The following is a 21230-nucleotide window of genomic DNA, read 5'->3' on the forward strand; positions in this document are numbered from 1 at the left end:
GAGGTTTCCCATGTCGTCCGTCACCCTTGCCGTCTCTCCGTCCGTCTCCATCCTCAGCGCCGACGAGCTCCGGCGCGCCCTGTCCGTCCGCGACCTCACCGACCCCGCCGCCGGCCCGCATGCGATGCAGCAGCTCATCGCCGCGGTGCTGGACGCCCTGCGCTCCGCCTGGGGCTGTGACGCGCGGGTCCACCGCCAGAGCCCCGTCGTCTCCATCGCCGACAACTACGACCGGCTGCACTACCCGCCGGGCGGCGCCGCGCGAGACGCCCGCTACACCCGCTACGTCTGCGACACCGCGCTGCTGCGCTCGCAGACCTCCGCCATGATTCCGGGCCTGCTGCGCCACCTTGCCCTGGCCCCGCCGCGCGACGTGCTCCTCGCCTGCCCCGGCCTCACCTACCGCCGCGACTGCATCGACCGGATGCACACCGGCGAGCCCCACCAGATGGACCTCTGGCGCGTCCGCCAGGGCCCACCGCTCACCACCGACGACCTCCGCGACATGATTGCCACCGTGGTCCGCGCCCTGCTCCCCGGCCGCGAAATGAAGCTGACGCCGGCCACCCACCCGTACACCACGGACGGGCTCCAGATTGACGTCCGGGACGGCGACGAGTGGGTGGAGATTGGCGAGTGCGGCCTGGCGCTCCCCGCCCTCCTCGAGGAGAGCGGCCTGGAGCCAGGCGTCACCACGGGCCTCGCCATGGGCATCGGGTTGGACCGCATCCTGATGTTGCGCAAGGGCCTGGACGACATCCGCCTCCTGCGCTCGGCGGACCCGCGCATCGCCTCGCAGTTGCTGGACCTGGAGCCCTACCGCCCCGTCTCCTCCATGCCGGAGGTCCGCAGGGACTTGTCCCTGGTGCTCGACGAGCAGCAGACGCCCGAGGAGCTCGGAGACGCGGTGCGCGCCGCGCTGGGCGAGCGGGCGGAGCTGGTGGAGAGCGTGCAGGTCCTCTCGGAGACGCCCTGCTCCGCCCTCCCGCCTGGCGCCGTGAAGCGCATGGGCATCTCCGCCGGGCAGAAGAACGTGCTCTTGCGCGTGGTGCTGCGCGCGTTGGATCGCACGCTCACCCACGACGAGTGCAACACGCTCCGGGACGACATCTACGCGGCGCTGCACCGGGGCACCGCGTGGGAGTGGGCGGCCCGCTCCCACTGACGAAGGCGTCAGACCTTGTAGAGCAGGTCCATGTACTTCTTGAGCATGTCGCTCACGAGGCCCCGGAAGGGGACGGACGCCGCCATGCCGTAGACGGGCGCCATCGTCCCCTTCTCCCCGGGGTGGGCCTTCACGTGCTCCACCGCGGCGCGCAGGTCCTCCAGGAACTGCTCCGCCACGCCGGGCTGCGCGTGCCGCAGGGTGACGCAGAGGTGGACCGCGGCGGGCTTGTGCAGCCCGTTGAGGCTCCACCCGCGCTCACCCATCCGCTCCATCACCTTGAAGACGTCCACCGTCTCCGAGCCGAAGGCGATGACGAACAGCGGGTCCCCGAGCACGTGCAGCTCGGGGATGGCGCGGATGCCCTGCTTGATGGCCGCCGCCGTCTCGAGGATGCGGCGGGTGGCGTCCAGGTAGCCCTGCTCGCCCATCGTCACCAGCGTCGCCCACGCCACGGCGATGAGGGCCCCGGGCCGGCTGCCGGAGAACGTGGGCGAGAAGTAGATGCCGCCCGGCCAGTCCGTGGCGGTGAAGTACTGGTGCGAGCGCAGCTCCGTGCCCCGGTACAGCACCACCGACGAGCCCTTGGCCGCGTAGCCGAACTTGTGCGTGTCCACGGACATGGACGTCACGCCGGCCAGCCGGAAGTCGAAGGGCGGCACCTCGTAGTTCAGCTTCCGGGCGAACGGCAGCACGAAGCCGCCCAGGCACGCGTCGGTGTGGAAGCCAATCTTCTTCTTGCGCGCCAGCTCGGACAGCTCGGCGATGGGGTCGATGACGCCGTGGGGGAAGCCCGGCGCCGAGCCGATGAGGACGATGGTGTTGCGGTTGATGGCCTTCTTCGTGGCGGCCACGTCCGCGCGGTAGTCCGGGCCCACCGGCACCCGCACCATCTTGATGCCGAAGTAGTGCGCCGCCTTGTCGAACGCCGGGTGCGCGCTGGCCGGCGCCACCATCTCCGGCTTCGTGATTCCCTTCCGGGCGCGGGCCCAGTCCCGGTACGTCTTGATGGCCAGCATGATGCTCTCGGTGCCACCGGACGACATGGAGCCGCAGATGTGCTCCGCGGGGGGCTTGCCCGCGTTGGCGGCGTCGGCGCCCAGCATGCTCGCCGTCATCGCCACCACCTCGGCCTCGAACTTGGTGGCGCTGGGCCACAGGTCCGCGTGCAGCGGGTTGCTCTGCGAGTGCAGCCCGTAGACGCGGTTGAGGAAGCCGATGTGGTCCGAGTCCCCGTTGTACACGGCGCCGGACACCTTGCCCTCGCGCCAGCGCGACTCCTCCTGGGACTCCAGCGCCTGCAGCTCGCGCAGCACCTCCTCGCGCGAGCGCCCCGTCACCGGCAGGTGGTCGAACGCGGGCATCTTGCCCCGGTACGGCTTGAGGTCGTCCTCCAGCTCGGACAGCAGCGAGTCGGTCTCCTTCGACAGCAGGTCGCGCACCATGGGCACGGCCTTGAGGTAGCGCTCGGCCGCGGACAGCAGGCGCGGCGGCACGTGGTTCAGCAGGCGCAGCGACTTCGGATCGGGCAGGGCCATGGGGTTTCCTTTCCGTGCCATCAGGCACTCCGGGCGCGGTTGAGCCGCCCGAAGATGGCCTTGTTGGCTTTGTAGAGATTGACGAACTCGCGGAACAGCTCGTCGTAGAGCGCCCGGTTCTTCGGGTCCGGCTCGTACGTGCGGGCGATGGGCACGAGCGAGGGAATCTCCTCCACCGTGAGCTGCCCCAGCGCCACGGCCGCCTGGAACGCGGCGCCCCGGGCGTTGGCCAGCACCGGCTCATCCACCTGGTGGATGGTGCGGCCCAGCACGTCCGCGTGAATCTGGCACCACAGCGGCGAGCGGGCCCCGCCGCCGATGATGCGCATGGAGTCCAGCCGGCGGCCCACGAACTGCTCCACGTAGGTGAACAGCCAGCGCGAGTTGTAGGCCACGCCCTCCATCACCGCCCGCACCATGTGGGCCCGCGTCGTCTTCAGGGACTGGTTGAAGAAGCCGCCGCGCAGCGACTTGTCGTCCACCGGGCTGCGCTCGCCGTTGAGCCAGGGCATGAAGATGAGCTGGTCGCTCCCGGCGGGGACGCCGCCGGCCTCGCGCTCCATCAGCTTGTAGACCTCGGACGAGTCGTCCTCCGCGCCCTGCTGCCCGGGCCGCGAGTCCTTGCCGTAGAGGATGTTGTCCTTGAGGAAGGTGAGGCAGATGCCGGCGGACTCCTGCTCGTTGGCCAGGAGATAGCGGCCCGGGAGGGCGGACGGCACGGTGGCCATCTGGTGGAAGACGTCCGTCTTCTTGTAGGGCACGTGGCAGCTCAGCCAGGACGACGTGCCCACGCACAGGTGCGGCTCGTTGTCCCGCACCGCGCCCGAGCCCACGGCGGCGGCGAGGATGTCCGGAGCGCCCGTCACCACCTGGACGTCCTCGCTCAGACCCAGGGCGCGCGCGGCCTCCGGCTGGAGCGGGCCGAGCACGGAGGCGGCGGGCACCAGGTCCGGCAGCTTCTCCCGCTGGAGCCCCGTCATCTGGAGCAGCCGCTCGTCGTAGGCGATGCGCGTCAGGTCGCGGTTGTCCGTCACCCAGTGCAGGGTGATGGAGTCGTACGAGGCGGTGAAGCGGCCGCTCAGCTTCAGGTTGAGCCAGTCCTTGGGCTCCAGGAACTTGTACGTGTTCCGGTAGAGCTCGGGGTGCTCGCCCTGGAGGTAGAGGATGTGGCCGACGGGGTCCTTCCCGGACAGGCTCGGCAGCCCTCCAGTCAGCCGAATCCAGGTGAGCAGGCGGCGCAGGCCGAAGCCCTCGATGGGGATGAACCCGGAGGCCACGCGCTTGACGTGCGCGGCGCCGCGCGAGTCCATCCAGATGAGCGCGGGGCACAGGGGCTGGCCCTTCGCGTCCACGGCCACGGTGCCGGACCACTGCGAGCTGCAGTTGACGCCGATGATGTCGCTGGCGGGGATGCGGCCGGACTCCAGCAGCCGCCGCGTGCCGCGGACGATGGCACTCCACCAGGCCTCGGGGTCCTGCTCGGCGCCTCCGTCGGGCAGCAGGGAGAGCTCCAGCGGCTCCACGTCGCCCCCGAGAATCCTTCCCCGGAGCGTGACGACGGCGAGCTTCACCGCCGAGGTGCCGAGGTCGATGGCCAGGATGGACTTGTCACCTGCGTGGGACACACGGCCCTCCGGGATGCGGGTCAGGAGTCATCGGGCGAGCGGCGCTGTGCGAGCCCGGACTCTAGGAAGGGGGTAACAGAACCCGCCACCCAGGTGCTGGGGAAAGTGACGTCTCCACAACCCATGGGTCCGCCCCGCCCGCGAGGTGCCCACCTGGGCGCCGAGGCCCGCATCCGCTACCTTCAGCCTCGGCACGAGGGGGCCCACCATGCGTCTACGCGCGTCGCTCACCATCCTGGCACTGCTGTCCACCAGCACCGGCTGCACCACCACCTACAACATCCCCAAATCAGAACTGGCCCAGCTCGACGGCTGGAAGGACGACCGCAACAGCCTGCTCGAGGATGTCGGCGCCTCCCTGCGCGGCGAGCGCAAGGACGTGCGAGAGCTTCTTGACGATGAAGGACGGGCGCACAAGTTCAATGCGGACACACCGCTCATCCTGGTCCGCCCCCAGGGCAAGGCGCTGGAGTCCAAGTACCTCCAGGTGGACGTGGACGCCGTCGAGTTCCGGGGCATCCCCGTGGAGCGTCCCGGCCGGCCCGTCAGGGTCGCGCTCGGCGAAGTGGAGCGGGCGGCCGTTCGCGAGTTCAGCTGGGGGAAGACCGTGCTGCTCACCGGCGGCATCGTCCTCGGAGCGCTGAGCTCGCTCATCGCCGTTGGCCTCATCGTGGGCGACGGTGACGGCAGCGGTGGCGGTGGCGGCTTCGACGACTGACGGGCTCCGCCGTGAAGGGCATCTGCGCGGGGGGCACAATCCCCCGTGCTACCTTCGTGCGATGCTCCGCGCCTTCGCCGCGCTCTGGCTGCTCGCAGCCGCGCCGGCCTCCGCCACCGACTCCCCCGAGGCCGTGTGCTCACTGCGCGCCCTCTTCACGGCGCAGAAGTCCTACCTCCAGGAGAAGGACCGGTACTCGGAGGTACCCGCGCACATCGGCTTCGCACCCGACGAGTGCGTGGATGGGACGCAGGCCCTCTCGCCCCACCCCGTGCACGCGCGAGGCTGTCACTTCATCTACAGCATCGAGACGCTCGGCCCACAAAAGCGGGACTTCCGCGCCGAGGCACTGGGCGTCGTGGGGCCCTGGAAGGGCACCCGCTTCGAGCTGCGAGGCGACGGCCGCGTGCTGCGGGCCGACGGGAGCCTGACCCAGGTGAAGTGCGAGGAGGCGCCCAGAGAGCTCGCGCCCCTCGTTCGCTTCTTCGAGACAGTGCAGGAGCGCGACTGCACCCTGCCGCCCCCGTCCCCCTCCCATGCATGTCATGTGGCGCTGAGCGACATGGTGCGCCTCGCGAACGAAGGCATGGGCCTGGCCCAGCGGCTGTACGCGGCGCGGCCATTCGCGCGGGCGCTGAAGCTGCGCGAGCCCGTGGCGCCGTTCATCTCGCTGTGCGCGACCGACGAGCGTCCGCAGGAGGAGCGCGAGCGCGCGGCGGAGACCCTCGCGCAGCGCGGCGCGCTCGCCGAGGCGGTCCTGTCGAGGCACTGCGGCGAAGCGGGCGTGCGCACCGGCCTGCGGCGGCTGCTGGCGCCCGGAGCAGCGCCGTGCCCGGGCACCACGTGTCTGCCCCTGCTCGCGCTCGCGAGGAAAGCTCCCGAGCACAAGCGCGTGCTTCAAACGCACACGAAGGCCGTCGCGGCGGAGCTGATGGCGCTGCGCCCGTCCGAGCGCGCGTCCGCATTCAACGCCGTGCTCGGCCACTCGACGGCCGCCGCCGCGGCGCTCGCCCAGCTCATGGAGGGCACGCCCGTTGCCGCCGGAGCACTGCCCGCGTCGGAGTCGGACCCCGTCACCGCGCGGCTCATCCTCGATGCCGAGCAGCACACGCCCCAGGCGGCGCTCGCCCTGCGCGCCTCGCGCGAGCTGGCGAGTGACGGCGGACTGTCGGCCCCGACCTTCGAGGAGCTCCTCACGTCCGACTGCGCGAGCCTCGACCGGGCGCTCCCGCGACGTCTGTCGCCCGCGCAGCTCCAGCGGCTCTCGAAGGAGGCGGCCCGGTGCCCGGACCTGTATGTCTCGCGGCTGGCGCCAGAGGCCGCGGGCCTGCCCGCCAAGGACCTTCCCGCGCTGCTCGCGCCGCTCTCCCCCGAGCAGCGGGCGCCCCTGCGCGACAAGCTCGGCCTCCATGAGGGCCCACGCGCCGAGGCACTCGTCGTCTGGGTGGCGGAGCATGCTCCCGAGCTGCTGCCGGCCATGCACATCACGAAGGAGGTCGCCCGGCAGCTCCTGAGTCCGGAGCTGAGCCGCCATCTGGGAGGAAGGTCCGCCGTGCGCGAAGCACTGGTCGGCGTCTCCGCCGACTCCAACTGGCGAATCCACCACGAGGCCTACGAGCTCCTCACGGAGGACTTCCCCTGGCCCCTCCCCGCGCGTCCACCGCGAGTGCCACCGGGCCCGCCGCCAGGGGACGAACCCTCGAGGTCCGGAGACTTCGGCCTTCTGCGTGTCGTGGAGGACAAGGGTACGCGGGACCTGTACGTGCAGACCCCGGGCAGCAGCGTGGAGCGCCGGCTGACCACCAGTGGCCGGGTCGCCGGCAACCACATGCAGGCAGCGCCCGTGGCGCTCTCTCCCGACCGCCGCCAGGTGGCCTACGCGGAGTGGGTCTCCCCTCCTCGCCCCGCGCCTGGCGCATCGCAGCCGCCGTACGTCAGCGGCTGGAGCTCGCTGCACGTCGTCCGCACGGATGGGAAGGAGCATCGCCTGCTGGTCGAGCTGGGGGCCCCGCCCCCCGGGATGGCGAGGCAGGAGGCGGGCTCGCTCGTGTGGTCCGACGACGGCACCCGCCTGGCCTACGCGGTGCACACGCACGGCGGCCCGGGCACCACGGAGCAATGTCCCTCCACGGAGCTGTTCGAGGTGCAGTTGGCCTCGGGCGCCGTGCGGCGCATCCCCCACGAGCGGCTGCGTGGACGGGTGAGGCTGGTGCGCTGGCGGTCCACGAAGCCGGAGCTGGTGCTCGAAGAGGAGTGCGGCCCCGAGGGCCCTCTGCCCCCGCGCATGGCCGAGCCCACCCCCACGCCCGACTTCGCCGCCTGGCTCGACCTGGCCACCGGGAGTGTCCTGCGCCGGTGGTCCTCCGGGAAGCTCAGCCTTTCTCCGGATGGCTCGGAAGCCTTCCGGGAGGCGAGACGTCAGCACAGCGTGAGGCACGGCTCCTGGCCGGGACGCGCCGAGGCGAGCTCCGCCCCTCATCCCGTGGGGGTCTTCGAAGAGGCGGGCCTCGTGGTCCAGCCGCGCCTGCCACTGGGCATCCCGAGCCGTTACCGCGTGGCGCTGCTGTGGCTTCACCGCGAGCCCTCCGCACTCGCCGTGCTGCACCGGCTGCAGGGCTACGCGCCCGAGTGCGCGGGCGTCGAGGTGCCGGAGCCCACGCTGGCGCGGCTCGACCTGCTCACGGGCGCCTCCCAGGTGCTGTGGCGCCAGCGCAGCGGGGTGCGAATCCTCTCGCTCAGCCCGGATGACGCGTGGGTGCTCGTCGGGCTCCTCACAGGCGCCACGGAGCCCGCGCTCATGTGCGGCCCGCTCAGGTATGAGCGGATGTACGCGGTGCGCCTCCAGGACCTCGAGCGGACGGCGTCCCTGAGAGAGCTTCGCGAGCGGGCGATACCCCTGACGCCCCCCAGGACGTGGAACACTGACAGCGCCGGCTACCTCGGCTGGGTCCGGCGGTGATTCTTCACGCGACGGAGTCGACGCGGAAGGCGTACGGGTGGCCCACCATCGCGAGGCCGGCCTGTGTAACGTACGCACCGGACCTGGGGGTGGAATGCGCCGGCTTTTCATCAGCACGCGGGAGCTGTGCACGCGGCACCCGGTAGCGCTGGGTGTCGCCGCGACGTTCGGCCTGAGCCTGCTGCTGCGCTGGCTGTTCCTCCAGGCGGTGCCCGACAGGACCTGGCCCTTCTCCATCTTCTTCTACGGCGACTCGCGCTTCTTCCATGCGTACGCGCTCGACTGGGCGCGTGACAGGCCGTCGCAGGCCACCCTCCCCTACCACCCGCCGCTGTTCCCCTGGTGCCTGGGGCTGCTCTACCGCGTCCTCGGCGAGCCCCAGGGCAGCGCGTACCCGTACAAGCTGGCCCTCGCGCTGCTGAACTCCGCCACGGTGGCCTTCACCTGGTGGTGGTGGCGCCGGGTGATGGGCACCGCGTGGAGCCTGCTGGGCGCCGCCCTCTTCGCGTCCAGCTTCGGCTGGCTGGTGCTCTCCACCACGTACAGCAACGAGGTGCTCTACGCCCTCTTCCTCTCCGCCACCTGCGCGCTGATGCTCCAGCACCGCGCCGGGCCCACGTGGGGTGGCGCCGTGCTGCTGGGCGCCGTCATGGGGCTGGGCTCGCTCACCCGCGCCGAGCACCTGTACCTCTGGCCCTTCCTGCTCGCCTGGGCGTGGCTGTACCGGGGGAAGACGCCGCTTTCCGCGCTGGCACTGCGCTGGGGCGCGGCGGCGCTGGTGTCCGCGCTGGTGCTGGCCCCCTGGGCCATCCACAACGCGGCCGTGCTGCGCGAGCTCAACGCGCGCACGCCGGGCCTGGAGCCGCTGCCAGAGCTGGCCCCCGTCACCGTCTACGGCCCCATCAACTTCGCCATGGCCAACCACGCCGGGGCTACCGGCGGCTTCACCCCGGACTCCGTCAACCAGCTCGGCCAGGACGGGCACCTGGACGTGGCCAACCCCGCCCACCGCCACCTGCTCTTGCACGGCTACGCCCGGGGCCTGGAGTGGATGCGCGAGCACCCCGCCGACGCGGCCCGCCTCTGGGTGGCCAAGCTGGACCGCTGGCTGGACGGCCTGAGCCTCGGCTTCGGCGCGTCCAACCTGCCCTCCGGCCTCAACGGCAACCGCGCGCCGGTGGACCTCTTCGTCCCCGAGGGCACCTGGCTGAAGTGGCCGCTGCTCCTGCTGCTCGTCGCTGGCGCCGTGCTGTCGCTGCTCCCACCGTGGCGCACCTACGCCCTCTTCACCGCGGTGCTGCTGCACCGCGCCCTCATCACCCTCGCCTTCTTCGGCTACACGCGCGGGCTGCTCGCCATCTTCCCCGTGCTCGTACCCCTGCTGCTGCTGCCTCTCGTCGTCCTCGCCGCGCGCCGGCCCGCCCTGGCCTCACGGCTGCCCGCCGTCGCCGCCGCAGCGCTGTTGCTCCTGTGGGTGGAGGCAGGCGCTCTCGCACTCGGTGCGCCCCGCGGCTTCATGGCCAGCGGCAGCACCGACAGCGCCAGCGGCAAGCTCATCCAGGACGACTGGGTGCGTATCTGGCTGCGGTAGCAACCCGGCTACACGTCAATAAAAATCCACCCCTGCCGTACCGAATCGCGCTCCACGCGAGTGCCGGTTTCACCTGTCGTGCGAGGGCCCGTCTTCCAGTTAACACTCTTACCCCGCGTTTTCCTTGGCACTCCTGTTTCCAGGACATCACTGGGAATTACAAGGATTCAGTTTTTGTTTCAGGGCCGCTAATGCGTTGAGGGCTCCACCCCTGGAGCCACCTCGGGTCCGTTCCCCACGGGCCCCCTATGAGGAGATCAACGCATGCGCCACACGAAGGTGTCAGCAGCATGTCTCGTCCTGCTCCTGTCAGCAGCGAGCTGGGCGTTCAAGCCGCCCGACGAGGGCCAGAGTGCCGTCGCCAGCAAGGCCTTCTTCAAGCCCGAGCTGTACCTGCCCATCCAGAACGTCCCGCTGGACACCGCGCGCAAGAGCATGAACTCGCTCAGTGCCGACGCGTGGGACGACTTCTTTGCCCGCAACGGCAAGGACTTCAACGTCTACATCGACCCCCGCACCGGCGCGCCCACGTCCGTGCAGGGCTCCATCCCCCTCATCCCGGGCAAGGGCTTCAACAACAAGGTCACGCTCGATGGCGTGCGTGAGGCCATCGGCCGCTCCGTCGCGGACGTGGATGCCTCCGTCGTCGAGGACCTGGTCCTCAAGTTCATCGCGGACAACCAGACCGCGCTCAACATCGACCTGATGCAGCTGGGCTCGCCCCGCGTGACGCAGGTCGCCGAGCACCTGTGGCAGGTGCACATCCCGCAGCAGCTCAACGGCATCACCGTGCGCCACGCGCGCCTGGCCGCCACCATCAGCCACGGCAACCTCATCCTCCTGGGCACCGAGGCCTGGCACAACGCGCGCATCGACACCCGCCCCGCGTTCGCCCCCGCCGACGCGCTCGTGGCGGGCAACGGCTTCATCGGCCTGCTCACCACCCCGCAGCAGCTGTGGCAGCAGCCCGCGCTGGAGATTGCCCCCGTCGCCCGCTCCGGTGAGGCCTTCAACGGCGCCGTCGGCACCGGCTACGAGCACCAGCTCGTCTACGCCTACGGCTTCCAGGACCCGGACGGCCACCAGCGCTGGAAGGTGACGGTGGACGCCCAGTCCGGCGAGGTGATGGCCATCGAGGACGACAACCACTACTTCGACGCGCAGATTACCGGCGGCGTCTACCCGTCCACCAACATCGGCACCTGCGCCGACAACACGGTCTGCGGCACCATGCAGCCCAACACGCCGATGCCCTGGGCCAACACGGGCGTCGCGTCCCCCAACAACTTCACGGACTCCGCGGGTATCTACAACTACACCTCCGGCACCGCCACCACCACGCTGGCCGGCCGCTACGTCCGCGTGGCCGACAGCTGCGGCGCCATCAGCGTCAGCACCACCACGGGCAACCTGAACCTGGGCGGCGTCAACAACGACCATGACTGCACCGTGCCCGCCGGCACCTCCGCGGGCAACACCGCCGCGGCGCGCTCCAGCTTCTACGAGCTGGGCAAGCTGGCCGAGCAGGCCCGTGGCTGGCTCCCGGCCAACACCTGGCTGGGCAGCCAGCTGGTCTCCAACGTCAACCTGAACAGCACCTGCAACGCCTTCTGGAACGGCTCGTCGGTGAACTTCTACCGGAGCGGCGGCGGCTGCCGGAACACCGGTGAGATTGGCGCCGTGTTCGACCACGAGTGGGGCCACGGCATCGACGACTTCGACGCCAACGGCACGCTGTCCAACTCCTCCGAGGGCTACGCGGACATCGCCGCCATCTACCGCCTGCAGACGTCCTGCGTGGGCTACGGCTTCTTCCAGACCACCAACCGCGGCTGCGGCCAGACGCCGGACGGCAGCGGCTACAACCAGCAGGAGGCGCAGGTCTCCGGCCAGTCCTGGTGCAACACCAAGTGCTCCGGCGTGCGTGACGCGGACTGGAAGGCCAGCGTGAACAACGTCCCGGCCACCCCGCAGAACTTCGTGTGCCCCATGTGCAGCGCCAGCACCGGCCCCTGCGGCCGCCAGGTGCACTGCGCCGCCTCGCCCGCGCGCCAGGCCGCCTGGGACCTCGTGACGATTGACCTGGCGGCGGCGCCGTTCAACTACGACTCCAACACCGCCTTCATCGTCGGCAACAAGGTGTTCTACCAGGGCAGCGGCAACATCGGCACGTGGCACGGCTGCAACTGCACCGCCGGCACGTCCGACGGCTGCGGCGCCACCAACGGCTACATGCAGTGGCTGGCGGCGGATGACGACAACGGCAACCTGGCCGACGGCACGCCGCACATGACGGCCATCTACGCCGCGTACAACCGCCACAACATCGCCTGCAGCACGCCGGCCCCCGTCAACAGCGGCTGCGCCTCCGGCCCCACGGCCGCCCCCACGCAGACGGCCACCCCCGGCGACGGCCAGGTGGGCCTGAGCTGGACGTCGTCTCCCGGCGCCACCGAGTACTGGGTGATGAAGACCGAGGGCTTCGCCGGCTGTGACTTCGGCAAGGCCAAGGTCGCCACGGTGTCGGGCACCAGCTACACGGACACCGAGGTCGCCAACGGCCGCCAGTACTGCTACTCCGTCGTGCCGGCCTCCTCGAGCGCCTGCTACGGCCGCGCCAGCGCGTGCACCTGCGCCACGCCGGCCTGCACCGCGCCGGGCCTGGCCACCCTCACCACGCCGGCCAACGGCGCCACGGGCGTGGAGCCCGCGGCGGTGCTGGACTGGAGCGACGTGTCGGGTGCCTCCACGTATGAGGTCCAGGTCGCCACCGACTCCGCCTTCACCAACGTCGTGGCCACGGCCACCACGCTGACGGCGAGCGGCTGGACGGTGTCTCCCGCGCTGGCCTCCAACACCGCGTACTTCTGGCGCGTGCGCGCCCGGAACTCGTGCGGTGGCACGGGCGCGTGGACGTCCGCGTCCTCGTTCACCACCCGTGGCTGCGTCGCCCTGGCGGCGCCCACGCTGGTCTCCCCGGCCAACGGCGCCACGGGCATCGGCACGGCCGCGACGCTCGACTGGAGCGACGTGACGGGCGCCACCCGCTACGAGGTGCAGGTCGCCACGGACTCCGCGTTCACGAGCGTGGTCCGCTCCAGCACCACCCTGTCCTCCAGCACCTGGACGGTGACGCCGGCGCTGAACAGCAGCACGGTGTACTACTGGCGGGCCCGCGCGGCGGACAGCTGCGGCGCGAGCGCCTACAGCGGCACGAACAGCTTCACCACCACCAGCGTCTGCACGCCGGCCATCGCCGCCTTCGACACCACCCGCCAGGCTCCGACGTGCGGCACGGTGTGCGGCTGCGACACGGGCGCCACGGCGGTCAACGGCCGCGGCACCATGTCCGGCGGCGTCGAGCCCAACGCGCCGAACACGATTGCCGACTCGTGCGCGGACGGTAGCACCGGCTCGTACCACTCCGACGAGAGCATCGACCGGGTGGTCATCCGCACGGTGGACAACGGCAACTTCGCGGTGGGCAAGCAGGTGACGGTGTCCGCGACAGTCTGGTGCTGGGGCACGGCGGACCAGTTCGACCTGTACTACACGACCAACGCGGCGGCTCCGGCCTGGACGGCGCTGACCACGGCCCAAGCCTGCACGGCGGCGGGGGCGCGGACGTTCACGCACACCTTCACCCTGGGCGCCACGGCCGGGACGCACGCCATCCGCACGTCGTTCCGCTATGGCGGCGCGGCCGGCGTGTGCACCACCGGCAGCTACAACGACCGCGACGACGTCGTCTTCGGCGTCGGTGCGTCCGTTGCGGCCACGTCGGCGGGCAAGAAGGGCACCGCGCAGGGCCGCTCGGCTCCGGCGGACCGCTGACGTCCCGCCGGGCACTGGACCGGCGTGACACCTGACTGAGACGAAGGGCTCCCGGGACGTGCTCCGGGGGCCCTTCTGCTTTTCGGGGCAGCCGCGCTCAGTGCGGGGCGTGCGGGTCCCCGGGCACGGAAGGCCCGGGCTTCGGCGGCACCGACGCGCGGCCCTCCGGTGCCGGCCTGGGCTCATCCAGGGGCCCGGCGAACAGGAGGCCCTCCTCCACCGCGCCGCGGCCCGTCTCGTGCTGCGCCTGCTCGTGCCGGTGCGCCAGCTTCCACCCGTCGCGCCGGTCCCTGAGCACCTCCTGGACGAGCACCTGCGCGGCCGCGGCCAGCGGCACGGCGAGCACCACGCCGGCCAGCCCCGCCAGCCCGCCGCCAATGAGCGCGACGATGGAGATGAGCAGCGGGTTCATCCGGATGGCGCGCCGCTGGATGACGGGGCCCAGCACGTTGGACTCGAGCTGCTGGTACACCATGAACACCGCCAGCGCGACGAGGGCCGACTTGAGCCCGACGGTGGCCAGCGTGGTGAGGCTCACCAGCACCGCGCTGATGACGCTGCCGATGACGGGGATGACGCCCAGCAGCATCACCACCAGCCCGAGCGCCAGGAAGTACGGCACGCCCTGGATGAGCGCGACGAGCGCGGCCACCGTGCCGCCGATGGTCATCACCAGCAGGGTGCCCGCCACGTAGTTGCCCACCGCCTGCTTCATCCGGCCCACCAGCAGCCGCACGCGCGGGCGGCGCCGCGGTGGAACCCACTGGAGGATGCTCTCGTAGAGGTCTTCCCCGAAGACGAGGCTGAAGACGGTGAGCGCCACCACCGTCATCCCCGCCGCCACCAGCCCCAGCGTCGAGGAGAGGACGTCGATGGCGCGTCCCGCGACGTCCGCGGGCTCGAAGCGGACCAGGTCCTCCGGCTGGAGGTTGAGGTTGTAGCGGGTGTTCAGCTCCTTCACCCACCCCGCCTGGGCGAGCTGCTCCAGCCGTCCGGGCATGGACTGCGCCAGGGCTTGAATCTGCTGCACCAGCATCGGCACCAGCGTGCCCACCAGCACGCCCATCACCCCGAGCAGCAGCAGGGCGACGATGGCCACGCCAAAGCCGCGCTTGAGCCCCCAGCGCTCCAGGCGCCGGACCAGCGGGTCCAGCGCGATGGAGAGCAGCAGCACCACGGCCAGCAGCGTGAGGATGGGGTAGAGCCGGCGCAGCGCCAGCCAGCACACGGCCAGGAGCAGGACCTGGAGCCCGACGGACCAGACAGTGCGCGGGGGCACGTAGACCGGAAGCTGCCGACGCGAGGCCTTCATGCCCTTCAAGGTAGGAAGTGGCGGGCCGCACGGCAGGCACCCTCTGGGGGTGTTTCCCCGCCCTCCGCTGGAAACCCCTGCTGCCATCAGCGCTTGTGCGGCCTGCTGGAGAGCAGCCGGGCGGTCGGGCCTTCGGACGCACGGCGTCATTCCGAAGGACCGAGCGGGGGCCAGTGGGCCCACCCGTGCCGTGGGGGTGGAGCGGCCCCACCCTTCCGGGCGAATACGAGCCTGAGAAACCTGGCCGCTCCATGTCCGATAATCTTCAAGCCAGCCCCACGGGCGAGCACGCGGAGGGAGACGCGATGTGGATCGAAGCCATCGTCCTACCCCGGCAGAGCCCGAGACCGTCCCGGTCGCTGTCGCGGCGTGGAAGCGGGCGAGCGGCTGCTCGCCCGGCGCTCCTGGACCGGAAGGACCTCTACGCGAAGGACGTCGAGGAGAGCCGCCGGTTCCGGGACGCGGTGCTGGGGTTCCTCCAGGCGCGCCACCTGATGAGCGCGGTGCGGTGGGTCAGCGAGCCCGGCTCGCTGCCGCAGGTGACGCTGCACTGCACGGTGGTGGTGCTGGAGCAGTTGCGGCAGGCGCCCGAGTTCGAGGCAGGCATGTCGATGCACCTGGAGTTCTTCGCCTGAGCGCTGCGAGGGGCCTGATGCGCCCCTAACTTCCACTGGAGAACACAGTGGAGGAACGCGCCATGAGCGAGCTCATCATCAAGCACTTCTCGTCACCCGACGAGCGCCGCCCCTTCGTGGCGCATGGGCACGCAGACATCATCAACTTCGAAGGTGGCGGCACGGTGGGCTTCGCCGTCTTCGAGCCGGGGTGGCGGTGGTCCCAGGACGTGCGGCCCCTCGCGGGCACGGAGAGCTGCCAGGCCGCGCACGCCTGCTACGTCGTCTCCGGGCGGCTCGTCATCGCCATGGATGACGGCACTCAGGGAGAGCTGGGGCCGGGAGACATGGCGCTGATTCCTCCCGGGCACGACGCATGGGTGGTGGGCGACAAGCCCTGCACCATGGTGGACTTCGAGGGCATGTCCCAGTACGCGCGGCCGGAGGCGGAGAGCCCGCGGTACGAGGGCGCCGGCGAGCCGGCGCCTGGCATCCACTGACGGCATGGCTCAGCGGGTGGAGGTGCCCTGGTTCAGCGGCGCTTCCGCGCTTTGTACCTTTCCGTAGACGCGCGCCCTCCTCGGTCTAGAAAGGGGCGCATGGCAACCCGTCTGGGCGTTGTGGTCCTGCTCTGTGCTCTGCTCAATGCGTGCACCCACCCACGTCTCGTACGTCTCGACACGGGCCAGGGCGCGCCCCTGGAGTACGAGCCGACCTCCTCGAACAAGTCCGTGAGGGTGGACGCGGAGGGTTTCGCGGCGGCACTGACACAGCTGGTGCTGGATGCGCCCCTGGCACTCCGGGCTCCCCACCAGGGCTGGCTGGTGCGCGCGACCTATTCCGGGAGCGGTGCGGACACTCGATGGCAGCGCCTGATGAGCAAGAGCTTCGGCGGCCTCTGTGCGCCGGGCAGGCTCCGGGACAACTGCCTCTCCTTGCTCGATGACGGGATGGGCCTGGGCGAATGGGACAAGCTGGGGGTTGCCCTGGGCCTGTCGCTCGAGCCGCTCAAAGCGAGCATCGCCAAGGCGGTGGAGAAGACCCTGGCCCCCCAGCTCTTCTACACCGTCATCGCCACGGGCCTCATCACCTGGGCTGTCCTGGCTGCGAATCCCGAGCCGGTGTTTACCAAGGCGGCGGCCATCGTCTCAGCAGTCCTGTTGATCTACCTGGGGGTGGAGATCTTTCTGGAGGTGGTGGACGCAAGCCGGGAGTTGAAGGGGTCGACCGACCGGGCCACGACGTGGACGGAGTTGGACCAGGCCGGCCAGCGCTTCGCCAACCGGGTGGGGCCGGAAGTGGCGCGCGTCTTCGTCCTCGCGGTCACGATGGTGCTGAGTCACGGCATGACCGGGGGTGCTGCTGTGCTGGCCTCGAGGCTGTCGCTGCTGCCCCGGTACCTGGAGGCTGCGGCGGCGGGGGCTTCACGGGTAGGCATCCACCTGGGAAACGTCGGACAGGTGAGTACGGTCGCCGTTGAAGGAAGCACCGTCGTCATCTCCCTGCCTGCCACGGCGGTCGCCATGACGGCCCGGGGCTCGCGAGGAGCCGCAGCGGGAGTCAGTCCCGTCGGTCTCAGGTCCTGGGGCTCGTTCAGCGGCCTCAGGAGTGCGCTGGGCTCAGCGGGACCCGGCAAGAACTGGCACCACATCGTCGAGCAGACGCCGGGCAATGTGGAGCGATTCGGGCCTCATTCCCTGCACAACACCGAGAACGTGGTTGCCATTAATGAAGGAGTTCACCGGAAGATCAGTGCGTACTACTCTTCCAAAGACCCTCGCTTCACAGGCGGGAAAACCGTGCGGCAATGGCTGAGCGGTCAATCCTTCCAAGCCCAACGCAAGTTCGGCGTGACGGTCCTCCAAGGCTACGGAGTCATTCCATGAAGGTCAGCAACATCCAAAGGGCGAGCATCGAGGAGCTTGTCCAAGAGTACGAGCAGGCGGCGGTTGCCTACGGACAGGCGCTGGCCGCTGCGAACCATCGCGCGGCCAATCGCGCCCACGACAGGATTGCAAGTGCCTACCGTGAACTCCGGAGGCGAGCGGCGGCATCCCTTCTTCTCTCGCTGTTGACGAACGAGAACGAGAACGTCCGCTCATGTGCGGCGGCACACGCGCTGGAGTTCGCACCAGAGCAGGGAGAACCTGTTCTGTTGGAGCTTGCGGCCCGCCGAGGACCAATCCGGACACCAGCCGAGTACGCGCTAAAGGCGTGGCGCGAGGGCACACTCAAGTTTCCGTGAGTCCACATCAACCGGTTCGCGCGGGAACAAGACTCAGCGCGCCTTCGGGTTGCAGGCCATCGAGAACATCCAGAATGGAGTCTGGTGATGAAGCTCGAAGACCTGGTCGAGCAGTTCGCCCGCCATGTGCAAGCAGAGACAGAGGCTGGCTGGCTGGGAGACGCGAAAGCCGCGAACAGGCATGTCGATCAGTACCTCGCGGTCTTCGACCAACTCCGCGCCCTTGGAGATACAGGACGCGATGCGCTTGCCGCTCTTCTCAAACATCCACGCATGGATGTCCGCGTTACAGCGGCGGCGTTCCTTCTCCGTCATCGCACGGAGGAGGCCAAGGCCGTTCTGGAAGAAGCCGCGAAAGGCAAGGGGTTGGTCCCCTTCGAGGCGCAGCAGGCCTTGAAGCGGTGGGAGGAAGGCACCTGGGCCTTGGACCCTGCATGACCGTGCGAGACCTCCGGGCCAAGGGTGATGCCCGCTCCGGCAGTCCCCCACATCACTGCATGCAGGACACATTGGGGTCGGCGGGGATGTGCCCCTCATAGGTGAGGCCGGTGGGGCCGTACCAGGGCAGCACCTCGATGGTGAAGCGGCCGGACTTCACGGCGGGGTCCTGCTGGGTGAGGGCGAGCGCCTCCTCGTGGGTGGCCACGTCGAAGATGAAGATGCCGGCCAGGGAGTCCGCTGGCGCTTCGGCCGGCACGTTGAAGGGCCCCGCGATGACCAGCTTCCCGCACTTCGCCAGCCGCTCGATGTTGGCCATGTGCCCCTTGCCGTCCGCGATGGCCTCCGGCGTGCGCTCCTTCGTCCAGGCCGGCCCACGGCGCAGCAAGGCCATGTAGTAGGTGCGCATCGAGAACTCCTTGGCCGGAGCCTTGGCGGCGGGCGCCGCTGCGGGAGCGGGCTCGGCGGCGGGAGGGTTGGCGCCTTGCGTGGTGGCACAGCCCGTGGCGACGGCGAAGAGGACCGGAACGGAGAGCAGGGTTCGCATGCCGGCTGCATAGCACGCACACCTCCGGCCTCAGGCGTCCTCGGGCCCGCCCAGCTCCCAGGCGCCGTCATGCCAGAAGGAGTCGGAGAGGATGTTCTCCACTTCCGGCTCGTACGGCCCGTCAGACAGCGGCAACCCGAGCGCCTCGGCGAAGGCCAGGTCGTAGTCGAGGAACAGCGCCTGGAGCGCCGGCGGCGTGCGCTCCGGGTACACATTGAATGGCACCAGCGTGTCGTCCTTCGAGATGGCCAGGAGCTGTCGGGCCAGGACCTGCCCTCGTGAGTCCCGCGCGTAGAGGACCCGCTTGTTCACGTCCAGCACCACGCTCGCGGCCGAGTAGTCGCAGCTCCCATTGAGGCCCAGGCAGCTCCCGACCAGCGTTCCCAGTCGCAGCGCCTCCAGCGCATCCTGCTCGAGCGCCAGCGTCACCTGCCCCACTCCGGGCACCTCCCGCCGCAGCACCAGCCCCGTCAGCCAGCGCCCCGCGTCCACCCGGGGATGGCGCTCGAACCACTCCCGAGAGCGGGGATGCCGCGTCACGAAGTCCCGCTCCCCCGCGAACCAGCGCGCCAGCAACCGTCGCAGCGCCCGCCGGTTGTCACCGATGAGGCTCGCCATCTGCAATGCGTGGCGGACACGTGAGTCCCGGGCATCCGCCGGCAGCGCGCCGCGCAGGCGATCCAGCACCCTTCGCGCGAGGAGCTGGAGTCGCAGGCGGGGAAGCTGCTCGGAGGCGACGCGGAGCGCTCTCGCGAGCTGCCCGGGTGGAAGCTCGCGGCCCTCTTCCAGCGCAAGCCGTGCCTTCCTCGGCAGCGGGCTCTCCACGCCCTCCGCGCAGTGCTCCCGCAGCAGGGAGACCATCCGCGCCGGAGGCAGGGCAAAGGGGTCCTCTCTCACCAGGGGATGACGGGCGAAGTCCGCCAGCAGCTCGCGCCCCACGTGGTGGCGCAACGTGCCCAGCAACTGTGCCGTCCGCCCAAGCACGTCGGGGAAGCGCTCGAGTGCATCGAGCACCAGCCTCGCGTCCCGGGGAGCCAGCAGGGCCATCCCGTCTCCCACCAGCCCGGCCAGGCTCCCTCGGGCGCAGCAGTGCTCGAACCGGAGCAGGCTGCGCTCGGAGCAGGTCAGCAGGCGCTGGCGCACGTCCTGCTCCGGGTGCACGAGCAGGGCCTCCAGCGCGAAGGACAGGCGGTCCACCTCCTGGAACGGTGCGCGACACACGCGCTCCGAGAACGCGAGCACGGTGGGCACCTGATACTCAGGCACCAGCCAGGCGGGAGGACCGACCGCCACCACGTTGCAGAACATGTGCACGCAGCGGGCCTGATGGCTCGCGGGCGTTCGGCGAAGCTGCTGGAGCAGCGTGGGCAGGACACGGCGGGCCGCACTCCACCAGCGAAGGCGTGCCTCGCGCTCCACACGCGTGTCCCAGAGGGTCGTCAGCAATTCCACCAGCTCGTAGGCGGCCGCGGGTGTCAGCTCCGTCCAGGGAATGACTTCGAGAACGTCCGCGAAGCCTGGAAGGTCGCCGCACAGCGCCCAGAGAATGGGCAGCGAGGCGAGCCCGGACTCCAGGTGGTCGCCGAGCTGGATGAGGCACGCTTCCGGTACCCGTCCGCTCTTCGCGGGCCACTCAAGCCACCCCAGGGGGCCGAAGCCCCAGACGGTGAGGAGCCGGAACCCGCTCGCGAGATAGTCACGCGAGTACCCGGCCGCGAGCCCCTGGAGGTACTGCACGCGCCAGACGAACGCGCGCTCGACGAGCACTTCCACGTCCAGGTCGTACGCGCTCGCCTCCGCGCGCTCCACCCCGGGTTCCAGGAGCGCCGAGAGCAGGGGAACCTGGGACTCGGGCTTCAGCCCCGCCGCGACCTCCAGCCAGGCAATGCCTCGCGTCGCGTCCCAGCGAAGGAGCAGTCGCGCCGCGGCCACCAGGACGGCCGGCTGGGTATCGATGCCCAGCCTTCCACGCAACGCCACGAGGCGCGCGAAGCTGCTCTCTGGGGCGTCCCTCAGCAACTGCCCCAGGCGCACGAAGGAAGCTGGAAGCTCCGCGCCTCGCGAGTCGGTGTAGCCATGGTGGTAGACGAGCGCGGCCTCCGCGCGTCCCGCGGACTCCAGCGCAGCCACGACACGCCGCAGCCGGGCCTCGGACCACCCGCACTCCACCAGGCGACCCACGGCCTCCTCCATGCAGGGCCGCAGGGCCTGGAGCAACGCCTGGATGTCGCGGCGGTGGAGAAGGTACGGCCGCACGTCGAGGACTTCCGGCTGCCTTCGCTTGGGCGGCTGATGGAGCGTGCCCCGGTACCCACGTGGGTGGGCCGCCGTCCGGCGGAACGGCGCGGGGGGCGGCTCCACCCAGGGATGCCCCAGCGAACGCGAGGGGGCCTCATCCCCTGGCGCCGTGCTCAGCAACACCCAGAGGACATGCACCAGCGTGTCAGCCGTCGCTCCACGCGCCTGCCCCAGCGCGTCCCACGAAGCCAGGAGCGAGGCCCGGCCGGGGGCCTCGGCGTCGGTCAGCTCCCGCAGTGGGACACGGGAAAGGCCCTCGGCCCCGTCGGAGACGACGAGGGCCACCAGTCCCGACGGTTCCCTGAGGATGCACACCCACCGGCGCATGTCGTGTCCACTCCTCCCA

The 21230-nt window shown here is 70.5% G+C and carries 15 protein-coding genes; 10 read left to right on the forward strand and 5 right to left on the reverse strand.

What is annotated here, in order from left to right:
- Positions 1–10: 10 nt before the first annotated feature.
- On the forward strand, positions 11–1165 hold the full coding sequence (srmL, locus tag LXT23_RS35590) for a PheS-related mystery ligase SrmL (RefSeq protein ID WP_253984846.1): 1155 nt from the start codon (positions 11–13) through the stop codon (positions 1163–1165).
- An 8-nt stretch (positions 1166–1173) separates the two neighbouring features.
- Here the strand turns inward: srmL and LXT23_RS35595 are convergent, their stop codons facing one another.
- Positions 1174–2703 (reverse strand): pyridoxal phosphate-dependent decarboxylase family protein, encoded by a 1530-nt coding sequence (locus LXT23_RS35595; protein WP_253984847.1) that lies wholly within the window; start codon positions 2701–2703, stop codon positions 1174–1176.
- A 20-nt stretch (positions 2704–2723) separates the two neighbouring features.
- Entirely contained in the window at positions 2724–4328 is a 1605-nt protein-coding gene (locus LXT23_RS35600; protein WP_253984848.1) for a xylulokinase, read from the reverse strand.
- Positions 4329–4536: 208 nt separating this feature from the next.
- On the opposite strand from LXT23_RS35600, the gene LXT23_RS35605 reads away from it, so the two are divergent.
- The 4 genes from LXT23_RS35605 (at position 4537) to LXT23_RS35620 (ending at position 13430) form a co-directional block, all read left to right on the forward strand.
- Entirely contained in the window at positions 4537–5046 is a 510-nt protein-coding gene (locus LXT23_RS35605) for a hypothetical protein (protein WP_253984849.1), read from the forward strand.
- Between the two features lie 61 nt (positions 5047–5107).
- The gene (locus LXT23_RS35610; protein WP_253984850.1) at positions 5108–8005 is read left to right on the forward strand and encodes a hypothetical protein; all 2898 of its coding nucleotides are present in this window, start codon (positions 5108–5110) and stop codon (positions 8003–8005) included.
- 94 nt (positions 8006–8099) lie between these two features.
- Complete coding sequence (locus LXT23_RS35615; protein WP_253984851.1) at positions 8100–9596, forward strand: ArnT family glycosyltransferase; 1497 nt, start codon at positions 8100–8102, stop codon at positions 9594–9596.
- A gap of 264 nt (positions 9597–9860) precedes the next feature.
- The gene (locus LXT23_RS35620) at positions 9861–13430 is read left to right on the forward strand and encodes an endopeptidase (protein ID WP_253984852.1); all 3570 of its coding nucleotides are present in this window, start codon (positions 9861–9863) and stop codon (positions 13428–13430) included.
- Positions 13431–13527: 97 nt separating this feature from the next.
- Here the strand turns inward: LXT23_RS35620 and LXT23_RS35625 are convergent, their stop codons facing one another.
- A complete protein-coding gene (locus LXT23_RS35625; RefSeq protein WP_253984853.1) occupies positions 13528–14742 on the reverse strand; it encodes an AI-2E family transporter in 1215 nt (404 codons plus the stop codon).
- Positions 14743–14993: 251 nt separating this feature from the next.
- On the opposite strand from LXT23_RS35625, the gene LXT23_RS35630 reads away from it, so the two are divergent.
- From LXT23_RS35630 to LXT23_RS35650, 5 genes are all read left to right on the forward strand, one after another.
- Entirely contained in the window at positions 14994–15377 is a 384-nt protein-coding gene (locus LXT23_RS35630; protein ID WP_253984854.1) for a hypothetical protein, read from the forward strand.
- 62 nt (positions 15378–15439) lie between these two features.
- Positions 15440–15856: a cupin domain-containing protein gene (locus tag LXT23_RS35635; RefSeq protein ID WP_253984855.1), complete on the forward strand. Its 417-nt coding sequence runs from the start codon at positions 15440–15442 to the stop codon at positions 15854–15856.
- A 99-nt stretch (positions 15857–15955) separates the two neighbouring features.
- Positions 15956–17242, forward strand: coding sequence for a SitA5 family polymorphic toxin (gene sitA5, locus LXT23_RS35640; RefSeq protein WP_253984856.1), 1287 nt, complete (start codon positions 15956–15958; stop codon positions 17240–17242).
- Positions 17239–17601 carry a DUF2019 domain-containing protein gene (locus tag LXT23_RS35645; protein ID WP_253984857.1) on the forward strand — a complete coding sequence of 121 codons (363 nt, stop codon included), beginning with the start codon at positions 17239–17241 and terminating at the stop codon, positions 17599–17601. Before sitA5 ends, LXT23_RS35645 begins: the two co-directional genes overlap by 4 nt.
- Positions 17602–17688: 87 nt before the next feature.
- Positions 17689–18039, forward strand: coding sequence for a DUF2019 domain-containing protein (locus tag LXT23_RS35650; RefSeq protein WP_253984858.1), 351 nt, complete (start codon positions 17689–17691; stop codon positions 18037–18039).
- Between the two features lie 52 nt (positions 18040–18091).
- Here the strand turns inward: LXT23_RS35650 and LXT23_RS35655 are convergent, their stop codons facing one another.
- Both LXT23_RS35655 and LXT23_RS35660 read right to left on the reverse strand, forming a co-directional pair.
- Positions 18092–18586: a YciI family protein gene (locus LXT23_RS35655; protein WP_253984859.1), complete on the reverse strand. Its 495-nt coding sequence runs from the start codon at positions 18584–18586 to the stop codon at positions 18092–18094.
- A 30-nt stretch (positions 18587–18616) separates the two neighbouring features.
- Positions 18617–21211: a hypothetical protein gene (locus tag LXT23_RS35660; RefSeq protein ID WP_253984860.1), complete on the reverse strand. Its 2595-nt coding sequence runs from the start codon at positions 21209–21211 to the stop codon at positions 18617–18619.
- Positions 21212–21230 lie beyond the last annotated feature (19 nt).

The organism is Pyxidicoccus xibeiensis, from assembly GCF_024198175.1.
GTDB classification, from domain to species: domain Bacteria; phylum Myxococcota; class Myxococcia; order Myxococcales; family Myxococcaceae; genus Myxococcus; species Myxococcus xibeiensis.